General features: G+C 62.1%; 17 protein-coding genes. 16 read left to right on the top strand and 1 reads right to left on the bottom strand.

Annotated features, from left to right (window positions below):
* Window positions 1–103 precede the first annotated feature (103 nt).
* Complete coding sequence (gene fsa / locus WDB88_RS00290) at window positions 104–757, top strand: fructose-6-phosphate aldolase (RefSeq protein ID WP_339108230.1); 654 nt, start codon at window positions 104–106, stop codon at window positions 755–757.
* Between the two features lie 100 nt (window positions 758–857).
* Here the strand turns inward: fsa and WDB88_RS00285 are convergent, their stop codons facing one another.
* A complete protein-coding gene (locus WDB88_RS00285) occupies window positions 858–1,064 on the bottom strand; it encodes a hypothetical protein (RefSeq protein WP_339108229.1) in 207 nt (68 codons plus the stop codon).
* A 312-nt stretch (window positions 1,065–1,376) separates the two neighbouring features.
* On the opposite strand from WDB88_RS00285, the gene WDB88_RS00280 reads away from it, so the two are divergent.
* From WDB88_RS00280 to tilS, 15 genes are all read left to right on the top strand, one after another.
* Window positions 1,377–2,120, top strand: a complete 744-nt coding sequence (locus tag WDB88_RS00280) for a DUF484 family protein (protein ID WP_339108228.1) — start codon at window positions 1,377–1,379, stop codon at window positions 2,118–2,120.
* 3 nt (window positions 2,121–2,123) lie between these two features.
* The gene (locus WDB88_RS00275; protein WP_339108227.1) at window positions 2,124–3,044 is read left to right on the top strand and encodes a tyrosine recombinase XerC; all 921 of its coding nucleotides are present in this window, start codon (window positions 2,124–2,126) and stop codon (window positions 3,042–3,044) included.
* A gap of 145 nt (window positions 3,045–3,189) precedes the next feature.
* Window positions 3,190–3,792 carry a hypothetical protein gene (locus WDB88_RS00270; RefSeq protein WP_339108226.1) on the top strand — a complete coding sequence of 201 codons (603 nt, stop codon included), beginning with the start codon at window positions 3,190–3,192 and terminating at the stop codon, window positions 3,790–3,792.
* A 163-nt stretch (window positions 3,793–3,955) separates the two neighbouring features.
* A complete protein-coding gene (locus tag WDB88_RS00265) occupies window positions 3,956–4,651 on the top strand; it encodes a CDP-alcohol phosphatidyltransferase family protein (protein ID WP_339109543.1) in 696 nt (231 codons plus the stop codon).
* A gap of 306 nt (window positions 4,652–4,957) precedes the next feature.
* Window positions 4,958–6,580: a BCCT family transporter gene (locus WDB88_RS00260; protein WP_339108225.1), complete on the top strand. Its 1,623-nt coding sequence runs from the start codon at window positions 4,958–4,960 to the stop codon at window positions 6,578–6,580.
* Between the two features lie 126 nt (window positions 6,581–6,706).
* Window positions 6,707–7,264, top strand: coding sequence for a DUF924 family protein (locus WDB88_RS00255; RefSeq protein ID WP_339108224.1), 558 nt, complete (start codon window positions 6,707–6,709; stop codon window positions 7,262–7,264).
* Window positions 7,265–7,356: 92 nt separating this feature from the next.
* Window positions 7,357–8,067 (top strand): hypothetical protein, encoded by a 711-nt coding sequence (locus tag WDB88_RS00250; RefSeq protein WP_339108223.1) that lies wholly within the window; start codon window positions 7,357–7,359, stop codon window positions 8,065–8,067.
* A gap of 24 nt (window positions 8,068–8,091) precedes the next feature.
* A complete protein-coding gene (gene ybgC, locus WDB88_RS00245) occupies window positions 8,092–8,493 on the top strand; it encodes a tol-pal system-associated acyl-CoA thioesterase (RefSeq protein WP_339108222.1) in 402 nt (133 codons plus the stop codon).
* Window positions 8,494–8,610: 117 nt separating this feature from the next.
* Entirely contained in the window at window positions 8,611–9,306 is a 696-nt protein-coding gene (gene tolQ / locus WDB88_RS00240; RefSeq protein ID WP_339108221.1) for a protein TolQ, read from the top strand.
* A gap of 3 nt (window positions 9,307–9,309) precedes the next feature.
* On the top strand, window positions 9,310–9,780 hold the full coding sequence (locus WDB88_RS00235) for an ExbD/TolR family protein (protein WP_339108220.1): 471 nt from the start codon (window positions 9,310–9,312) through the stop codon (window positions 9,778–9,780).
* A gap of 25 nt (window positions 9,781–9,805) precedes the next feature.
* Window positions 9,806–11,134 carry a hypothetical protein gene (locus WDB88_RS00230; RefSeq protein WP_339108219.1) on the top strand — a complete coding sequence of 443 codons (1,329 nt, stop codon included), beginning with the start codon at window positions 9,806–9,808 and terminating at the stop codon, window positions 11,132–11,134.
* Window positions 11,135–11,271: 137 nt separating this feature from the next.
* Window positions 11,272–12,609, top strand: a complete 1,338-nt coding sequence (gene tolB / locus WDB88_RS00225) for a Tol-Pal system beta propeller repeat protein TolB (protein WP_339108218.1) — start codon at window positions 11,272–11,274, stop codon at window positions 12,607–12,609.
* 66 nt (window positions 12,610–12,675) lie between these two features.
* Complete coding sequence (gene pal, locus WDB88_RS00220) at window positions 12,676–13,209, top strand: peptidoglycan-associated lipoprotein Pal (RefSeq protein WP_339108217.1); 534 nt, start codon at window positions 12,676–12,678, stop codon at window positions 13,207–13,209.
* A complete protein-coding gene (ybgF, locus tag WDB88_RS00215) occupies window positions 13,209–14,051 on the top strand; it encodes a tol-pal system protein YbgF (protein WP_339108216.1) in 843 nt (280 codons plus the stop codon). Before pal ends, ybgF begins: the two co-directional genes overlap by 1 nt.
* A gap of 9 nt (window positions 14,052–14,060) precedes the next feature.
* A complete protein-coding gene (gene tilS, locus WDB88_RS00210; protein WP_339108215.1) occupies window positions 14,061–15,365 on the top strand; it encodes a tRNA lysidine(34) synthetase TilS in 1,305 nt (434 codons plus the stop codon).
* Window positions 15,366–15,400 lie beyond the last annotated feature (35 nt).

Below are 15,400 nucleotides of genomic sequence, written 5' to 3'. Positions count from 1 at the left end.
GCAGGCCAAGGGGGGCAGAGCCCCCCGAATGCGCGACAACCACCCTTTCGCGGCCAGAGGTTTTGCGCTATCAGTGCCGCACCTGCCCATCTGGAGGAAACTCATGAAATTCTTCGTCGATACGGCCGATGTGGCCGCCATCAAGGAACTCAACGACCTCGGCATGGTCGATGGCGTGACCACCAACCCCTCGCTGATCATGAAATCGGGGCGCGATATCCTCGAAGTGACCAAAGAGATCTGCGACATGGTCACCGGTCCGGTCTCGGCAGAGGTGGTCGCCACCGAAGCCAAGGACATGATCGAAGAAGGTCTGAAACTTGCCAAGATTGCCCCCAATATCGCGATCAAGGTTCCGCTGACCTGGGACGGTCTGACCGCGTGTAAGGCTTTCGCATCCGAAGGACATATGGTCAATGTCACGCTGTGCTTTACTGCGGCACAGGCGATCCTTGCCGCCAAAGCGGGCGCGACCTTCATCTCGCCCTTCATCGGGCGTCTGGACGACATCAACCTTGATGGTCTGGAGCTGATCGAAGACATCCGCACCGTCTATGACAATTACGAGTTCAAGACCGAGATCCTCGCGGCCTCGATCCGTTCGGTCAACCATATCACCGATTGTGCGAAAATCGGGGCCGATGTGATCACCGCGCCGCCGGCCGTGATCAAGGGGATGGTCAAGCATCCTCTGACCGATAAAGGGCTCGAGCAGTTTATGGCGGACTGGGCGAAAACCGGCCAGAAAATCATCTGATCCTCCAAGAGGAAGATCGGTGGGAAGGGGGCCGGAAGGCCCCTTTTTCCTGCGCCGGTATGTGCGAAAGACCGGAACAGGGGCGGAGTTTCGGGCGGTTTCAGGCCAGATCCTGCGGCAAGGCGGGGTCGCCCAGCAATGTCATCAGCGCGTGACGGCGGTTCGGATGTGTCTGGGCCAGACGCAGCAGCGTTTCCGCCTCGTCATCGATATGCACACCGAACAGTATATAAGGCAGGTTCAGCCCGTTGGTGTGGCAGATTTCGGTTAGGCTGCTGATGGTCGGATCGTTTCCATCCTTGAGCACGGAATGGAGATATCCCGGGGATTTTCCAGCCCTGATAGAGGCCTGCCGCATGGAAACCCCGATCCGCCGAAGCTGCTCCTGCAAGCGGAGCCGGATATCTGCAATAGAATAACTAAGCATGATTGTTTTATGTAACTCGTTATTTGGAAGAGAGTAACCCCAAAATATCATTTGCCGTTCTGGATTCGGGTTAAATAACCAATTTTGGTGATATATGATAATATTCCTGAAACAGTCTTGCACGGCCCCCTTGGGAAAATAGCAAGAACTTGATATATTCGCCTAAGGTCTTGAAATCTGGGGATGCTTGCGATGACACAGGCCGGTTTGGCGCAAATTCTACGCGAGAAAATTCTGTCCGAGCCAGACCTTGTTCTGGATGATCCCGCCGTGATGCAGGTGCTTGTCGGGGCGGGCGGAGCCGCGCGGGATGATAGGGTTGTCGACCTGCGATCGGTGGCGCTGCGGCGGCTCGAGATGCGGCTCGACCGGCTCGAGGATACCCATCGCTCGGTCATCGCTGCCGCCTATGACAACCTTGCCGGCACCACTCAGGTGCATCGTGCGGTGCTGGCGCTTCTGGGGCCGTTCGATCGGGTCCCCTCCCATCCGGAGCCCTCCGGTTTTCGCGGGTTTCTGGAGGCGCTGCAGGGCGAGGTGACAGAGATTCTGGAGGTCGACACCCTCCGGCTGGTGCTGGAAACCCATCACTCCGAGGCTGATCCGGCGTTACGGCATCTGGGGAATGTCCTGTGTCTGGCCGAACCGGGCTTTGCCGGTGAATATATGCGCGCCGCAGGAATGGCTGTGCCCGAGCGTGTCGTGCTGCGCAGGGTCGTTCCGGCGGGAAGCCCTGTTCATGCCTGTGGATCGGGCAGGGTCGGGGAGATCCTCTCGGAGGCGGTGATCGCGCTGGATCTGGGCAGGGGGCGGTTGCCGGCCATGCTGGTGCTGGGATCTGTCGATCCCCAGCGGTTCAGGCTGTCACAGGGGACAGAGCTTCTTGGGTTTTTCGGTGCCGTTTTCGAACGTATGATGCAACGGTTTCTGGGGTAGGAAATGCTTGGAATGTCGGACGCCCTGCGGGATGCGATGCAGCGCTGGCTTGCGCATTTGCGCGGGCTTGAGGGCGCATCAGAGCAGACGATTCTCGCGTATGGCAGTGATCTGCGGGGGTTTTTGACCTTTCTGCATGTCCATCAGGGCGAGTCGCTCGGGGTGGCACGTCTTGCACGGCTGAGCACGGCCGATATGCGCGCATGGATGGCGCATGAGCGGGGGCGGGGGCTGTCGGCACGCTCGCTGGCGCGGGCGCTGTCTTCGGTCAAAAGCTTTGTCCGCTGGCTGTCCGATCGCGAGGGGTTCGATGCGACGGCACCGCTTTCGGTGCGTCCGCCACGGTTCCAGCGCAAATTGCCGCGCCCCTTGGCCGAGGATGCGGCGGTCGCGATGATCGCGCAGGTGGATCTTCAGGCGCAGGACCCGTGGGTGGCCGCGCGCGATGTTGCCGTGCTGACCCTGCTCTATGGCTGTGGTCTGCGGATCTCCGAGGCGCTGTCGCTGACCGGGGCCGATCTGCCTTTGGGCGATAGTCTGCGGATTATGGGGAAGGGGCGCAAGGAACGGATGGTGCCGCTTTTGCCTGCTGCCCGCGCGGCGGTGGAAAGCTATCTGCGGCTCTGTCCCTATCCGGTCGCGGCCGATCTGCCCCTTTTCCGCGGGAAGCGGGGCGGAGCGCTGAACGGACGGCTGATTGCCAAGGCGATGGAGCAGGCGCGGATGGCCTTGGGCTTGCCTGCAACGGCGACGCCACATGCCATGCGGCACAGTTTCGCCACCCATCTGCTGAGTGCGGGGGGCGATCTGCGGGCCATTCAGGAGCTGCTGGGTCATGCCAGCCTTGCCACCACGCAGGTCTATACCGCTGTTGATCAGGCGCGCCTGATGGAGGTCTACCGCGCCGCCCATCCGAGGCGCTGATAGGAACGCGCTGTTTGGGCGGTCTTCCGTTATCGTTAGGTCAAGTTTTAATTGTAAACCGGCTTCCGATCAGGAAAGTCGATGGGTTAACCATGTTCTGGAAAGGTTTCATTCATTTTGCGGGCGCAGACCTAGGATACGTTTCATGTTCAGAAAGGAACGCATTATGGACGTATCAACCCTTGCCGGTAGTGTAGGCGTTGCGTCGAGTTTGCAGGTTTTACAGGCCGGCACGACGACAACGGAAGACGACGATAGCACAACCGTAGAGGAAACGCAGGCTTCTGCGGCTCCTCCTCCGGCGCCTCCCGCCTCGTCTGGCAGTGGCGCTGATACCGAATCCCTCTTTGTTTCCCTGTTTGGCGATACGAGCGAGACCTCGTCCTCGTCCTCGTCCTCCACGACAAGCTCCACCACGCTGACCAGCGACGAAGAGGTCTTCGATCTTGATGGCGATGGCGAGCTGTCGACCATGGAGCAGGCGGCCTATGATGCCTCGATCAGTGGCGAGACCGTTTCGGGAACCGAAGAGAGCACAAGCAGCGTTGCCAGCATGATGGGCCCACCACCGGGCCCGCCACCTTCCGATGATGAAGACGGCGTTTCGACTGCGCAATCTTTGGTCGAATCTCTGGCAGAGTCAGCCAATGAGGATGCCGAGACGGCGGATGTGCAGGATGACATGCGTCGTGTTCAGCAGTTCGAGCAACTTCTGGCAGAAACGCTGGGAGACGTGTCGCAGGGCTGAGGTCTGGCCCGATAGACATGGCTTGAACGGGAAGGGCGGCCCTGCCGCCCTTCTTTATCCGCTGGCGTGACGGTCGGCGCGATTGCGCCACAGTTTCAGGAAGAGACTTGGGTTTCTATGTCTTTGCTTGATCGAACGGGGCGTTTGCGGCATGACCCGAATTATGATGTTACGCACCAAAGCTCTCTCCGTTCACTTTCTCACTGCAACCGGAGCGGTCTTTTCGCTTCTGGCTCTTGATGCAGCCGTCGAGCGAAACTGGAGCGTCATGTTCTTGTGGCTGGTCGTGGCGCTTGTTGTGGATGGCATCGACGGCCCCCTTGCGCGGCGCTATGATGTCAAACGGAACGCGCCGGTCTATGACGGGGTCCTGATGGATCTGATCATCGACTATCTGACCTATGTCTTCATTCCCGCCTATGCGCTGTTCAAATCCGACCTGCTTCCGGGGTGGCCGGGCTGGCTTGTGGTGGTGGCTATCACCTATTTCAGCGTTGTGTACTTTTCGGATACACGCATGAAAACCAAAGATAATTCCTTTTCCGGCTTTCCGGGCTGCTGGAATATGGTGGCGCTGGTCGTGTTTGCTGTGGCACCGACCCCGCCGGTTATTCTGGTGCTGGTGCTGATCTGTACGGTGGCGATGTTCCTGCCGTTGAAATTCATCCATCCGGTCAGGACAGAGCGTTGGCGCGCGCTGTCATTGCCGATCGCGCTGGCCTGGGTGGTCTTCGCGGCCATTGCGGCATGGACCAATTTCCATTCGCCTGCATGGGTGCATTTCGGGCTGATCCTCAGTTCGCTCTATCTGCTCTTCGTCGGGATCGTGCAGCAAGTGGTGCCCCTGCGAAGCCGCTGACACGCCGCTTTTCCGATAGAATCCGCATATTTCTGTCCTCCGCCGGGAACCCGGCGGATTTTTGCTTGTTTCAGTGGTGGAGTTTTGGGACGCAATGTCTCATAAGCGACACTTCGCGTCGCTTTTGGCACTTACGGGTCGCGTCGGGCTGTCATCTTGGCCTTTACACGCAAAGCCGCACACGCACGGCATTGCGCTCTCGTCGTATCTGGGGGCCCGCGCACCCGATCCGGCCTCGGGGTCTTGGGGGCAGGTCCGCAACTGACCGCGCCGGAGCGACAAAGGAAACAGGACAGGAGACGCTGCATGGCAGAGACAATCGATCAGGACGAGGATTTGGGCGTGCCCGCCCCCGAGGGCGACGCCGCCCCGATCGACACCGACTATTCCGTCGGACAGGATAATATCGAAGGCAGTGTCGGCAGACTGGATTTCGATATCCACAATCCGGTCTTCGCCATCTCTGCTGTGGCTGTCGTGTTATTCGTGCTGTTTACGCTGGTCTTCCCCCAGACGGCCCAGTCCCTGTTCAGCTGGCTCTTTTCGTCGGTCACGGGCGGGTTCGACTGGTTCTTCCTGTCAGCGGGCGACATTTTCGTGCTGTTCAGTCTGTTCCTGATTGTCTCGCCTTGGGGCAAGGTGCGGTTGGGCGGGTCGGAAGCGACTCCCGACTTCGGCTATCCGGCATGGTTTGCGATGCTGTTTGCCGCCGGTATGGGCATCGGTCTGATGTTCTATGGCGTGGGGGAGCCGCTGACCCATTTCTCGACCTCGTTCGCAGGGGCGGCTGGCGCACCGCTGGGCGGGGCGCAAGGCGATACCGAGGCCGCCTTCAAGCTGGGCATGGCCGCGACCATCTACCATTGGGCCCTGCATCCTTGGGCCATCTACGCGGTGCTGGCGCTCGCTCTGGCGCTGTTCTCCTATAACAAGGGGCTGCCGCTGACGATCCGTTCGGCCTTCTATCCGATCCTGGGCGAGCGGATCTGGGGCTGGCCGGGCCATATCATCGATATTCTGGCGGTCTTTGCCACGCTCTTCGGTCTGGCAACCTCACTAGGGCTGGGGGCCACGCAGGCCAATGCCGGTCTGCATGCCGTGCTGGGCATTCCGATCTCGACGACGGTGCAGGTGATCCTGATCATCTGTATTACCGCTGTGGCGCTTGTCTCGGTGCTGCGCGGGCTGGAAGGGGGCGTGCAGAAACTGTCGGAAATCAACATGATCCTCGCGCTGGTTCTGTTGCTTTTCGTGCTGTTCACCGGCCCGACGCTGACCCTTCTGGGCGATATCGGCACCGGTCTTGGTGCCTACCTGACCGAACTTCCGGCGCTGTCGAACCCGTTCGGGCGTGAAGATACCCGCTTCGTGCAGGGCTGGACCTCGTATTACTGGGCATGGTGGATCAGCTGGTCGCCGTTTGTGGGTATGTTCATCGCGCGTGTCTCGCGCGGGCGGACGGTGCGCGAATTCGTGGTCTGTGTGCTGCTGATCCCGTCGCTGGCCTGTGTGGTCTGGATGTCGATCTTCGGGGGCGTCGCGTTGCAGCAGGTCATTCAGGACGGCTATCAGGCCGCCGTGGATGCCGATATCTCGGTGAAACTGTTCCGCGTGCTGGAGGCGCTGCCGCTGTCGCAGATCACCTCGGTTGTGGGGGTGATCCTTGTGATCGTGTTCTTCGTGACCTCCTCGGATTCGGGCTCGCTGGTGATCGACACCATCACCGCAGGTGGCAAGGTCAATGCCCCCGTTCCGCAGCGGGTGTTCTGGGCGACCTTCGAGGGCGTGGTCGCGATTGTGCTGCTGCTTGGGGGCGGGCTTTCGGCCCTGCAATCCATGGTGATCTCGACAGGGCTGCCCTTTACCGTGGTTCTGCTGGTGATGTGCTATTCCATCGTCAAAGGTCTACAGGCCGAAAAGAACGCCTGAGCCGGTTTCGGGCAGGAGCGTCCAACGGGCACCCGTCGCGGTGCCCGTTATTTTTTGCGCCTTGTATTGGGGCTGTCGTCGCTTCGGCCTATCTATAGGCTCCACCCGTAGCCAAAGGAGGCCAACATGGCACCATCACGCGCGCAGGATGTTCTGGAATTCTGGTTCGCACCGGAAAATCGCGAGAAATGGTTTGTCAAAGACGAGCGGTTCGACGGCGAAATCCGCGACCGTTTCTCCGCCTTGCAGGCCGATGCGGCGCAGGGCGCGCTGGCGGATTGGCAGCAGGCCGCGCAGTCGGCGCTGGCACTGGTGATCTTGCTCGACCAGTTTCCGCGCAACATGTTCCGCGGGACCGGCCATGCCTTTGCCAGCGATGCCAAGGCGCGGGCGGTGGCGGATGCGGCGCTGTCGCAAGGCTTCGATGCGGCTGTCGCGAAAGAGGTGGATCCGGCAGCGGCTGCCTTTTTCTACCTGCCCTTCATGCATTCCGAGGAACTGGCCGATCAGGACCGCGCGCTCGCGCTTTATACGGCGGCGCAGAATGCGGAAGGGCAGCGCTTTGCCGAAGCCCATCGCGACATCATTGCGCGTTTTGGCCGGTTTCCGCATCGCAATGCCGCGCTCAAGCGCGAAAGCACCAAGCCCGAACTGGCCTTTCTGGAAACCCATGCCGGTTTCTAGCCATAGGGGCTGCGTTGGGCGACAGGGGCGAATGACGCCTTTTGCTCGCCCGCGCGACGCCCTATGATCGCGAGCAAGAGACGAGGACCACCATGACCGAAGCCTGTAGCCTGACGCCCGAAGAGATCACCGCCCTGTTTACCCGCGCGGATGGGCATTACCATTTCGCGCGCTGGGGCAGGCCGATCGTGCCGATCGTCTTCGGCGTGCAGGAAGAGACGCTGCAGATCATGAAAGGCGCTTTGGAGGCGGTCGTGGCGCTGTCGGGCCATAAGCTGGCCGAGACCGATCCGGAGCTCGGGGCCAATCTGATGATCTTCTTCTTCCGTGACTGGCAGGAACTTCTGGAGGTTCCGAACCTCGATCATATGCTGCCGGGTCTGCAGGATCTGGTTGTGCGTCTGGATGATGCGGGGGCAACCCATTACCGCACCTTCCGCTTCGATGATCAGGGGGCCATTCGGGCCTGTTTCAGTTTCGTGCGGATGGATGAGGCTATGGCCGAGGTGCCTGCCGAGACGATCGCGCTGGGGCAGGCGGTGCAGATGATTCTCGCATGGGGAAGCGAGGCATGGGCCGCGCAGTCTCCGCTGGGGCTGGCGCGCGGGGCCGCTGTGCTGCGCCCCGAGGTGGCGGCGCTGATTGCCGCCAGCTATGATCCGGTCATGCCGCCCGTGGCCGACGAGGCCGCCCATGCGCTGCGCCTTTTTGCCCGTGCCAATCTGATGCGCGAGAAAGCCGAGGCCGCCAGCGCCCGCATGGTGCAGGATATGGCCGAGGCGAAACTGGCCCCGAAAAACTAACGGATTCATAAGTAAGGTCTTGAGATGGCTTTTGAATTTCCGATCCGCGTCTATTACGAAGATACCGATCTGGCGGGGATCGTCTATTATGCCAACTACCTGAAATTCATCGAGCGCGGGCGCAGCGAATGGGTCCGGTCGCTTGGTGTGGATCAGGCGCGGATGAAGGCGGAGACCGGCACGGTGTTCGCCGTGCGCCGTGTCGAGGCCGAGTATCTCAAGCCTGCCCGATATGATGACGAGTTGGTTGTCTCGACCACGCTGCTGGCCGAAACAGGCGCGCGGATCCAGCTTGCGCAGGAGGTCAAACGCGCGGGAGAGGTGCTTTTTGCCGCGCAGGTCACCCTTGTATGCCTGAACGAGGCAGGGGCGGCGCAGCGGATATCTGCCGAAATACGCCGGAAGTTGGCTCCGAGCCTGCATTAGGTGCGCAATTTGGCCCTAGGTGACGTAGATGTTATGGCGTAGCCCCTTTATGTGCGCTAAAATCGCTGCCAATCAACCCGCGACAAACGCGGCCCCTATTTGACGAGCAGTAGACTGATGGAAACAGACGTGCTTGGCGCGGCGCAGCAGATGGATTTCTCGCTGCTTGCCCTTTTTGCCCGTGCCTCCCTAACCGTAAAACTCGTGGTGATCCTGCTGATGCTGTCCAGCTTCTGGTCCTGGGCGATCATCATCCGTAAATTCATCTCGTTCCGCGCGGCCCGCCGCGAGGCCGAGACTTTCGATCAGGCCTTCTGGTCGGGCGAGCCGCTGGACGAGCTGTTCGAGCAGATCGGCACCCGCCCCGATGGCGCGAGCGAGAAGATCTTTGCCGCCGGTATGCTGGAATGGCGTCGCAGCCACCGTCAGGACGGCAATCTGATCGCCGGTGCGCAGTCGCGGATCGAGCGTTCGATGGATGTGGCGATCACCAAGGAAAGCGAGAAGCTCAACAACGGGCTGCCCTTCCTTGCCACGGTCGGTTCCACCGCGCCCTTCGTGGGGCTGTTCGGGACGGTCTGGGGGATCAAGGTGGCGTTCGAGGAAATCGCGATTTCGCAGAACACCTCGCTGGCCGTCGTGGCTCCCGGTATCTCCGAGGCACTGGTGGCCACGGCCCTCGGTCTGCTTGCGGCGATTCCTGCCGTGATCTTCTACAACAAGCTTTCGGGCGATGCCGACCGTATCGTTGGCGGCTACGAGGCGTTTTCCGACGAGTTCTCCACCATCCTGTCGCGCCAGCTGGACGCCTGATCCATGAGCGGCGGTGTGATGAAAAATTCTAGCCGGAGAGGGCGGCGCGGGCGCGGCAAGCATCAGGCGATGGCCGAGATCAACGTCACGCCGATGGTCGATGTGATGATGGTGCTGCTGGTCATCTTCATGGTGGCCGCGCCGATGATGACCGTGGGTGTGCCGCTGGAATTGCCGAAGACCTCGGCCAAGGCGGTGCCGACCGAACAGGAAGAGCCGCTGACCATTTCGCTGCAGCTTGATGGCACGGTGTCGCTGATGAACTCGACCGTGCCGGAAGACGAGCTTGTGGGCCGTTTGCAGGCGATCGCCGCCGAGCGGGACAGCAACAAGATCTACCTGCGCGCCGATGGCGGTATCAACTATGCCCGTGTGGTCGAAGTCATGGGCGCCCTGAATGGCGCGGGCTTCAACAATATCACTCTGGTGACCGAATCCGGTGGTCCGTCGCTGACGGGACCGGCGAAACAGTAAGCGCAAGGCACGCAACTTTATGCGGATGGAACGGGCAGATAAGATCGGCACTTGGGTGTCAGGGGTGGTCCATGCGGGGATCATCCTCTGGGCTGTCGTGGGGGATCTCCTGATCAAACGCGATCCGGTCGAGCCGATACAGATGACGCAGGTTTCGGTGATCTCGGATGCCGAATTCCAAGCGATGCAGGCGGCAGCTCCCAAAGCGGGCGAGGTGCAGGACACCGCGCCCGAAGCGATTGCCGCCCCGCAGCAGGACAGCTCTCCGGCAGAGGATGTGCCTGCCCCCGACGAGGCCCCCGATCCGGCCCCGCAGGAGGCTCTGGCCGAGCCGGTTGCCAAGCCCGAAGCCAAGCCCGATCTGTCGGAGGTCCATACACCTGCCGAGCCGACAGAGGTGACGGAAGTCCCGCCCTCGATGATGCCGGACGTCGAAGTGCCGCAAGACACCTCGACCCCCGAATTCAGCCCGCGTCCGGTGCCCAAGCCCGCGCGGCGTGTGGCCCCCGATCCGCTGCCCACCCCCGCGCCCGAAGCCAAGGTGGCCGAGGTGCCGAAGGAGGCCACGCAAGAGGCCGAGGCGCCGAAGCCTGAAGAGCCGAAGGAAGAGGCGCAGGAGGCCGCGGCCCCCGAGGAGGCGGGCACCGAGATCGAGACCGAAGCCTCGAAGCCGGTGGAAGAGGCCAAGACATCGGCTCCGCCGGTCAGCCCCAAGCCGCGTACGAAGCCCGCTCCGCCGAAGAAAGAAGAGCCGAAGCCGGTGGAAACCGCAGCGGCTGACACGCCCAAAGCCGACACGCCGAAGCCGGTCGAGAAGAAAGCCGAGAAACCGGCCGACAAGCCTGCGGCCAAGCCGGTCGAGAAAAAGGCGGACAAGCCTGCGGCCAAACCCGCCGATAAGAAGACCGAAAAACCTGCTGCTGCGAAACCCGCAGCCCCTTCGCCCAATACCGAGAAGGCGGTGCAGGATGCGCTTGCGCAGGCTCTGGGCGGTGAGGGCACGGGCGGCACCGGCAATGCGCCGATGGGCCCCCCGATCACCCGCGGCGAGAAAGAGGCGCTGGTTGTCGATGTGAAGCAATGCTGGAACGTGGGCGCGCTGTCCTCGGAGGCGCTGCGCACCACGGTGACGGTTTCGGTGCAGATGAACCAGAACGGCACGCCGATCATTTCGACGATCAAGATGATCGGGTCGTCGGGCGGGTCGGATGCGGCTGCCAAGCAGGCCTTCGAGGCGGCACGCCGCGCGATCGTGCGCTGTGGCTCGGATGGCTTCCCGCTTCCGGCGGAAAAATACGGGCGCTGGAAAACCATCGAGATGGATTTCAACCCCGATAGCATGAGGATGCGTTGATGCGGTTTTCAAGGAAATCGTCCGATCATCGCGAAATGTCGTGCGGATGTGATGCGCCCTGCGTCCATTCCGCGCTACAACCGACAAAACCTGCCCGTTCTGACCAGACGGGAACGGACCAGACAAGGAGTGTTTCGATGCTGCGTATGATGTTGGCCGGAGTGGCCGCCGCAAGTGTGATGACGGCGGGGCTGGTTGCGGCTCCGGCGATGGCGCAGGATGGCGAACCTCTGCATGTCGAGATTACCGATGGTGTGATCGAGCCGCTGCCCTTTGCCATGCCGACCTTCATCGCCGAAACCGGCGATGCCTCGAAGATTGCGCAGGATATCTCTAGCGTGATCCGTTCGGATCTGACCGGCACGGGCCTGTTCCGCGAGATCCCGCAAAACGCCCATATCCAGCGCTTCTCCAGCTTCGGCACGCAGGTGAACTATTCCGACTGGACCGCGATCAACGCGCAGGCGCTGATTGTGGGGGCTGTCTCGATGCAGGGCGGCAAGGCAGTCGTGAAATTCCGTCTTTTCGATATCTATTCGGGGGCCGAGATGGGGGAGGGCCAGCAACTGGCGGCCAGCCCGCAAAGCTGGCGGCGTCTGGCGCATAAGGTGGCCGATACCATCTATTCGCGCATCACCGGCGAGGGTGGCTATTTCGACAGCCGTGTGGCCTTCGTGTCCGAAAGTGGCCCGAAAAACGCCCGTCAGAAACGTCTGGCGATCATGGATTATGATGGCGCGAACGTGAATTATCTCACCGATTCCAGCACCATCGTTCTGGCGCCGCGCTTCTCGGCGGACGGGTCCAAGCTGATCTATACCACGTTTGAAACCGGCTTCCCGCGGATCAAGATGATGAATGTGGGCAATGTCAGTTCGCAGCTTCTGCCCGAGACCCCCGGCACGATGACCTTCTCGCCGCGCTTCTCGCCCGATGGCGGCTCGATCCTCTATTCGATGGAGCAGGGCGGCAATACCGACCTTTACCGGATGGGCATCAATGGCGGCGCACCGCAGCGCCTGACCAATAGCCCCGCCATCGAGACCGCGCCCTCTTACAGCCCTGACGGGTCGAAGATCGTGTTCGAATCCGACCGCTCCGGCACGCAGCAGCTTTATGTCATGAGCGCAAGCGGCGGCGAACCCACCCGTATTTCCTTTGGCGAAGGGCGCTATTCGACGCCGGTCTGGTCGCCGCGCGGCGATATGATCGCCTTCACCAAGCAGCATGCGGGGCGCTTCCATATTGGCGTCATGCGCACCGATGGTTCGGAAGAACGCCTGCTGACCGCTTCCTTCCTTGACGAGGGTCCGACTTGGTCGCCCAATGGCCGTGTGATCATGTTCACCCGCGAAAGCCCCGGCGCGAACGGCGGTGCAAGCCTGTGGTCGGTGGATATTTCCGGCCGCAACCTGAAGCAGGTGCCGACGCCCGGCGCGGCCTCTGATGTGACGTGGTCACCGCTTCTGCAGTGACATTTCCAAGCCCGAAGAATACTGTTACCCTGCTCATGACGAGCACCTGATATGATGGAACGATCTATGAAAACCGCATTCAAAGCCGCCCTGCTGCTGAGCGCATTGGGCCTTGCCGCGTGTAACAATCCCGACCGCTTCGGCGATGGCTCGGGCGTGAATGATCCGGGCGGTGCCTATGGCAGCGGCTATGGGGACGGCTCGGTCAGCCAAGGCGATATCAACGACCCCAACTCGCCCGCCTATTTCCAGAAGAAAATCGGTGACATGGTGCATTTCATGGTCGACCAGTCGACCCTGTCGCCCGAAGCCACCCAGATCCTGACCCAACAGGCGCAATGGCTGAATGCCCACCCGAATTACACTGCCGTGATCGAAGGCCATGCCGACGAACAGGGCACGCGCGAATACAACCTTGCGCTGGGGGCACGCCGTGCAAGCGCGGCACAGGCCTTCCTGATCAGCCAAGGTGTCAGCGGCAACCGTCTGCGCACCGTGTCCTATGGTAAAGAGCGCCCGATCGCGGTCTGCTCGGCACCGGAATGCTACCAGCAGAACCGTCGCGCCGTGACGGTGATCGCACAAGGCGCGGGTTCCTGATGATGCGTGCGCTGAAGGGGGCGGTCTGTGGTTTGGCAATGATGGCGGGCCTGCCCGCCTTCGCGCAGGACCAGCAGTCTTTGGCCGATATCCGCTCGGAACTGGCGCAGCTCTCGGCGCAGGTGCAAGGCCTGCGTCAGGAGCTGGTGTCCTCCGGCTCTTCGGGACTTCAGGCGGCGGGCGGAGCCTCGGCGCTTGCACGGATGGATACGATGGAGGCGTCGCTGTCGCGGCTGACCTCGCAGACCGAAGAATTGCAGAACAAGATCAATCGGGTGGTCAGTGATGGCACCAACCGGATCGGGGATCTGGAATTCCGTGTCTGCGAGATGGAGCAGGGTTGCGACATCTCCTCGATTGGTAAAACCGCGCCTTTGGGCGGGGCAGATAGCAGTGCTGCAGCGGCTCCGACGCCGGCAGCGTCCTCGAACGGGTCCGGCCAGTCCAGTGCCGATCTGGCGATGAATGAACAGTCGGACTTCGATCGGGCCAAGGGGGTGCTCGATCAGGGTGACTTTCCTCGCGCCGCGAAAGAGCTTGCGGCCTTTGCCCAATCCTACACGGGTGGCCCACTAAGCGACGACGCGCTCTATTATCAGGGCGAGGCCTTGCAGAAATCCGGCGATACCGCAGGGGCGGCAAGGGCCTGGCTGAACGCTTTCTCGACCTATCCTGACGGGGATAAGGCACCGGAAAGCCTGACGAAGCTGGGCTGGGCTCTGGGTCAGCTTGGCCAGCGCAGCGAAGCCTGCACGGCCTTGGGACAGGTGGGGCAACGCTATCCGCAGGCGCAGGCCGTGTCCGAGGCCCGCGCGGAGATGTCGAAGCTCGGCTGTATGTGAGGCCCTTGCGTGTCCGATCATGACAAGACCCCGACTGCCGCGCCCTGTCGCGGCAGTTTGCCATTCGGGCCGCCCGTGCCCGAGGCGTTTGTGGCGGCCATGCAGGGCCACCGCGTGGGGCTGGCGGTTTCGGGGGGCGGTGATTCGATGGCGATGCTGCATCTGCTGGCGGGGCGGCTGGATCTGGCGGTGGTGACCGTCGATCACGGGCTGCGTCCCGAGGCGGCCGATGAGGCGCGCATGGTGGGGCAGGTGGCCCGAAGCCTTGGCCTGCCGCATTGGACCCTACGCTGGCAGGCGCCGTCGGGGGGCAATCTGATGGATCTCGCGCGGCGGGCGCGGATGGAACTGATGGGGGCTTGGGCACGCCAGCAGGGGGTCTCCCATATCGCGATGGCCCATACCGCCGATGACCAGATGGAAACCTTTTTCATGCGCCTTGCACGGGCCTCGGGGGTGCAGGGGCTGTCGGGCATGCGTCAGGCTTGGGTCGAGAACGGCGTCACGTGGCACCGTCCCTTGCTGGATCTCGGGCGTGAAGACCTGCGCGCCTATCTGCGCGGGATCGGTGCGCAATGGGCCGAGGACCCGTCAAACGACAACCCGAAATATGACCGCGTGAAGGTGCGCCAAGCGGCCCCGCATCTGGCGGCGCTCGGGATTACGCCGAAGGAGATCTGCCAGACGGTTGCGCATCTGGCCCGCGCCGAAGAGGCCCTGTCGACCGCTTTGGCCGCGATGGTCGCGCGCCATGTGCAGATCGACCGTGGCGATGTGGTGGTCAGTCTCGAAGGGCTGGAGGACGAAGTGCAGGGCGAATTCCGCCGCCGTCTCTTCGCGGTGATTCTCGGCTGGATCGGGGGCGGGGCCTATGCGCCGCGGGGCCCCAAGCTGGAGACCTTCTGCCGCGATCTCGCCCAGACCAGAACGCTGGCCGGTGTGCAGCGCAGTCAGAAGGGTGGCACCGTGCGCTTTACCCGCGAACTGGCGGCGGTGGCGCAACAGGTTGTGGCTGTGTCATCGGCGCAGATCACGCAATGGGACCGCTGGCGCGTCGGGCGTGATGGGCCAGAGGCACAGGGAGAGACGGGGGCTTACGCCTGCAGGGGGCTGACCATCGCCGCTTTGGGAAAGGCAGGGCTTGCGCAATGCCCCGACTGGCGCGCGGCAGGGATGCCACGGGCCTCGCTTCTGGCGAGTCCGGCGGTTTGGGACGGTCCGACACTGCTTGCGGCGCCCTTGGCAGGGCTTCCGAATGGCTGGAATGCAGAAATTGCGACCCCGTTCACCCGCTCAATGCTATTCACCCGTTGAACCCTGAGCCTAAATCCCTATTTTCAGATCAACGG

Origin of the sequence: Thioclava sp. GXIMD4216 (assembly GCF_037949285.1) — a bacterium.
GTDB lineage: Bacteria > Pseudomonadota > Alphaproteobacteria > Rhodobacterales > Rhodobacteraceae > Thioclava > Thioclava litoralis.
This window is presented reverse-complemented; position numbering and strand designations above follow the sequence as displayed.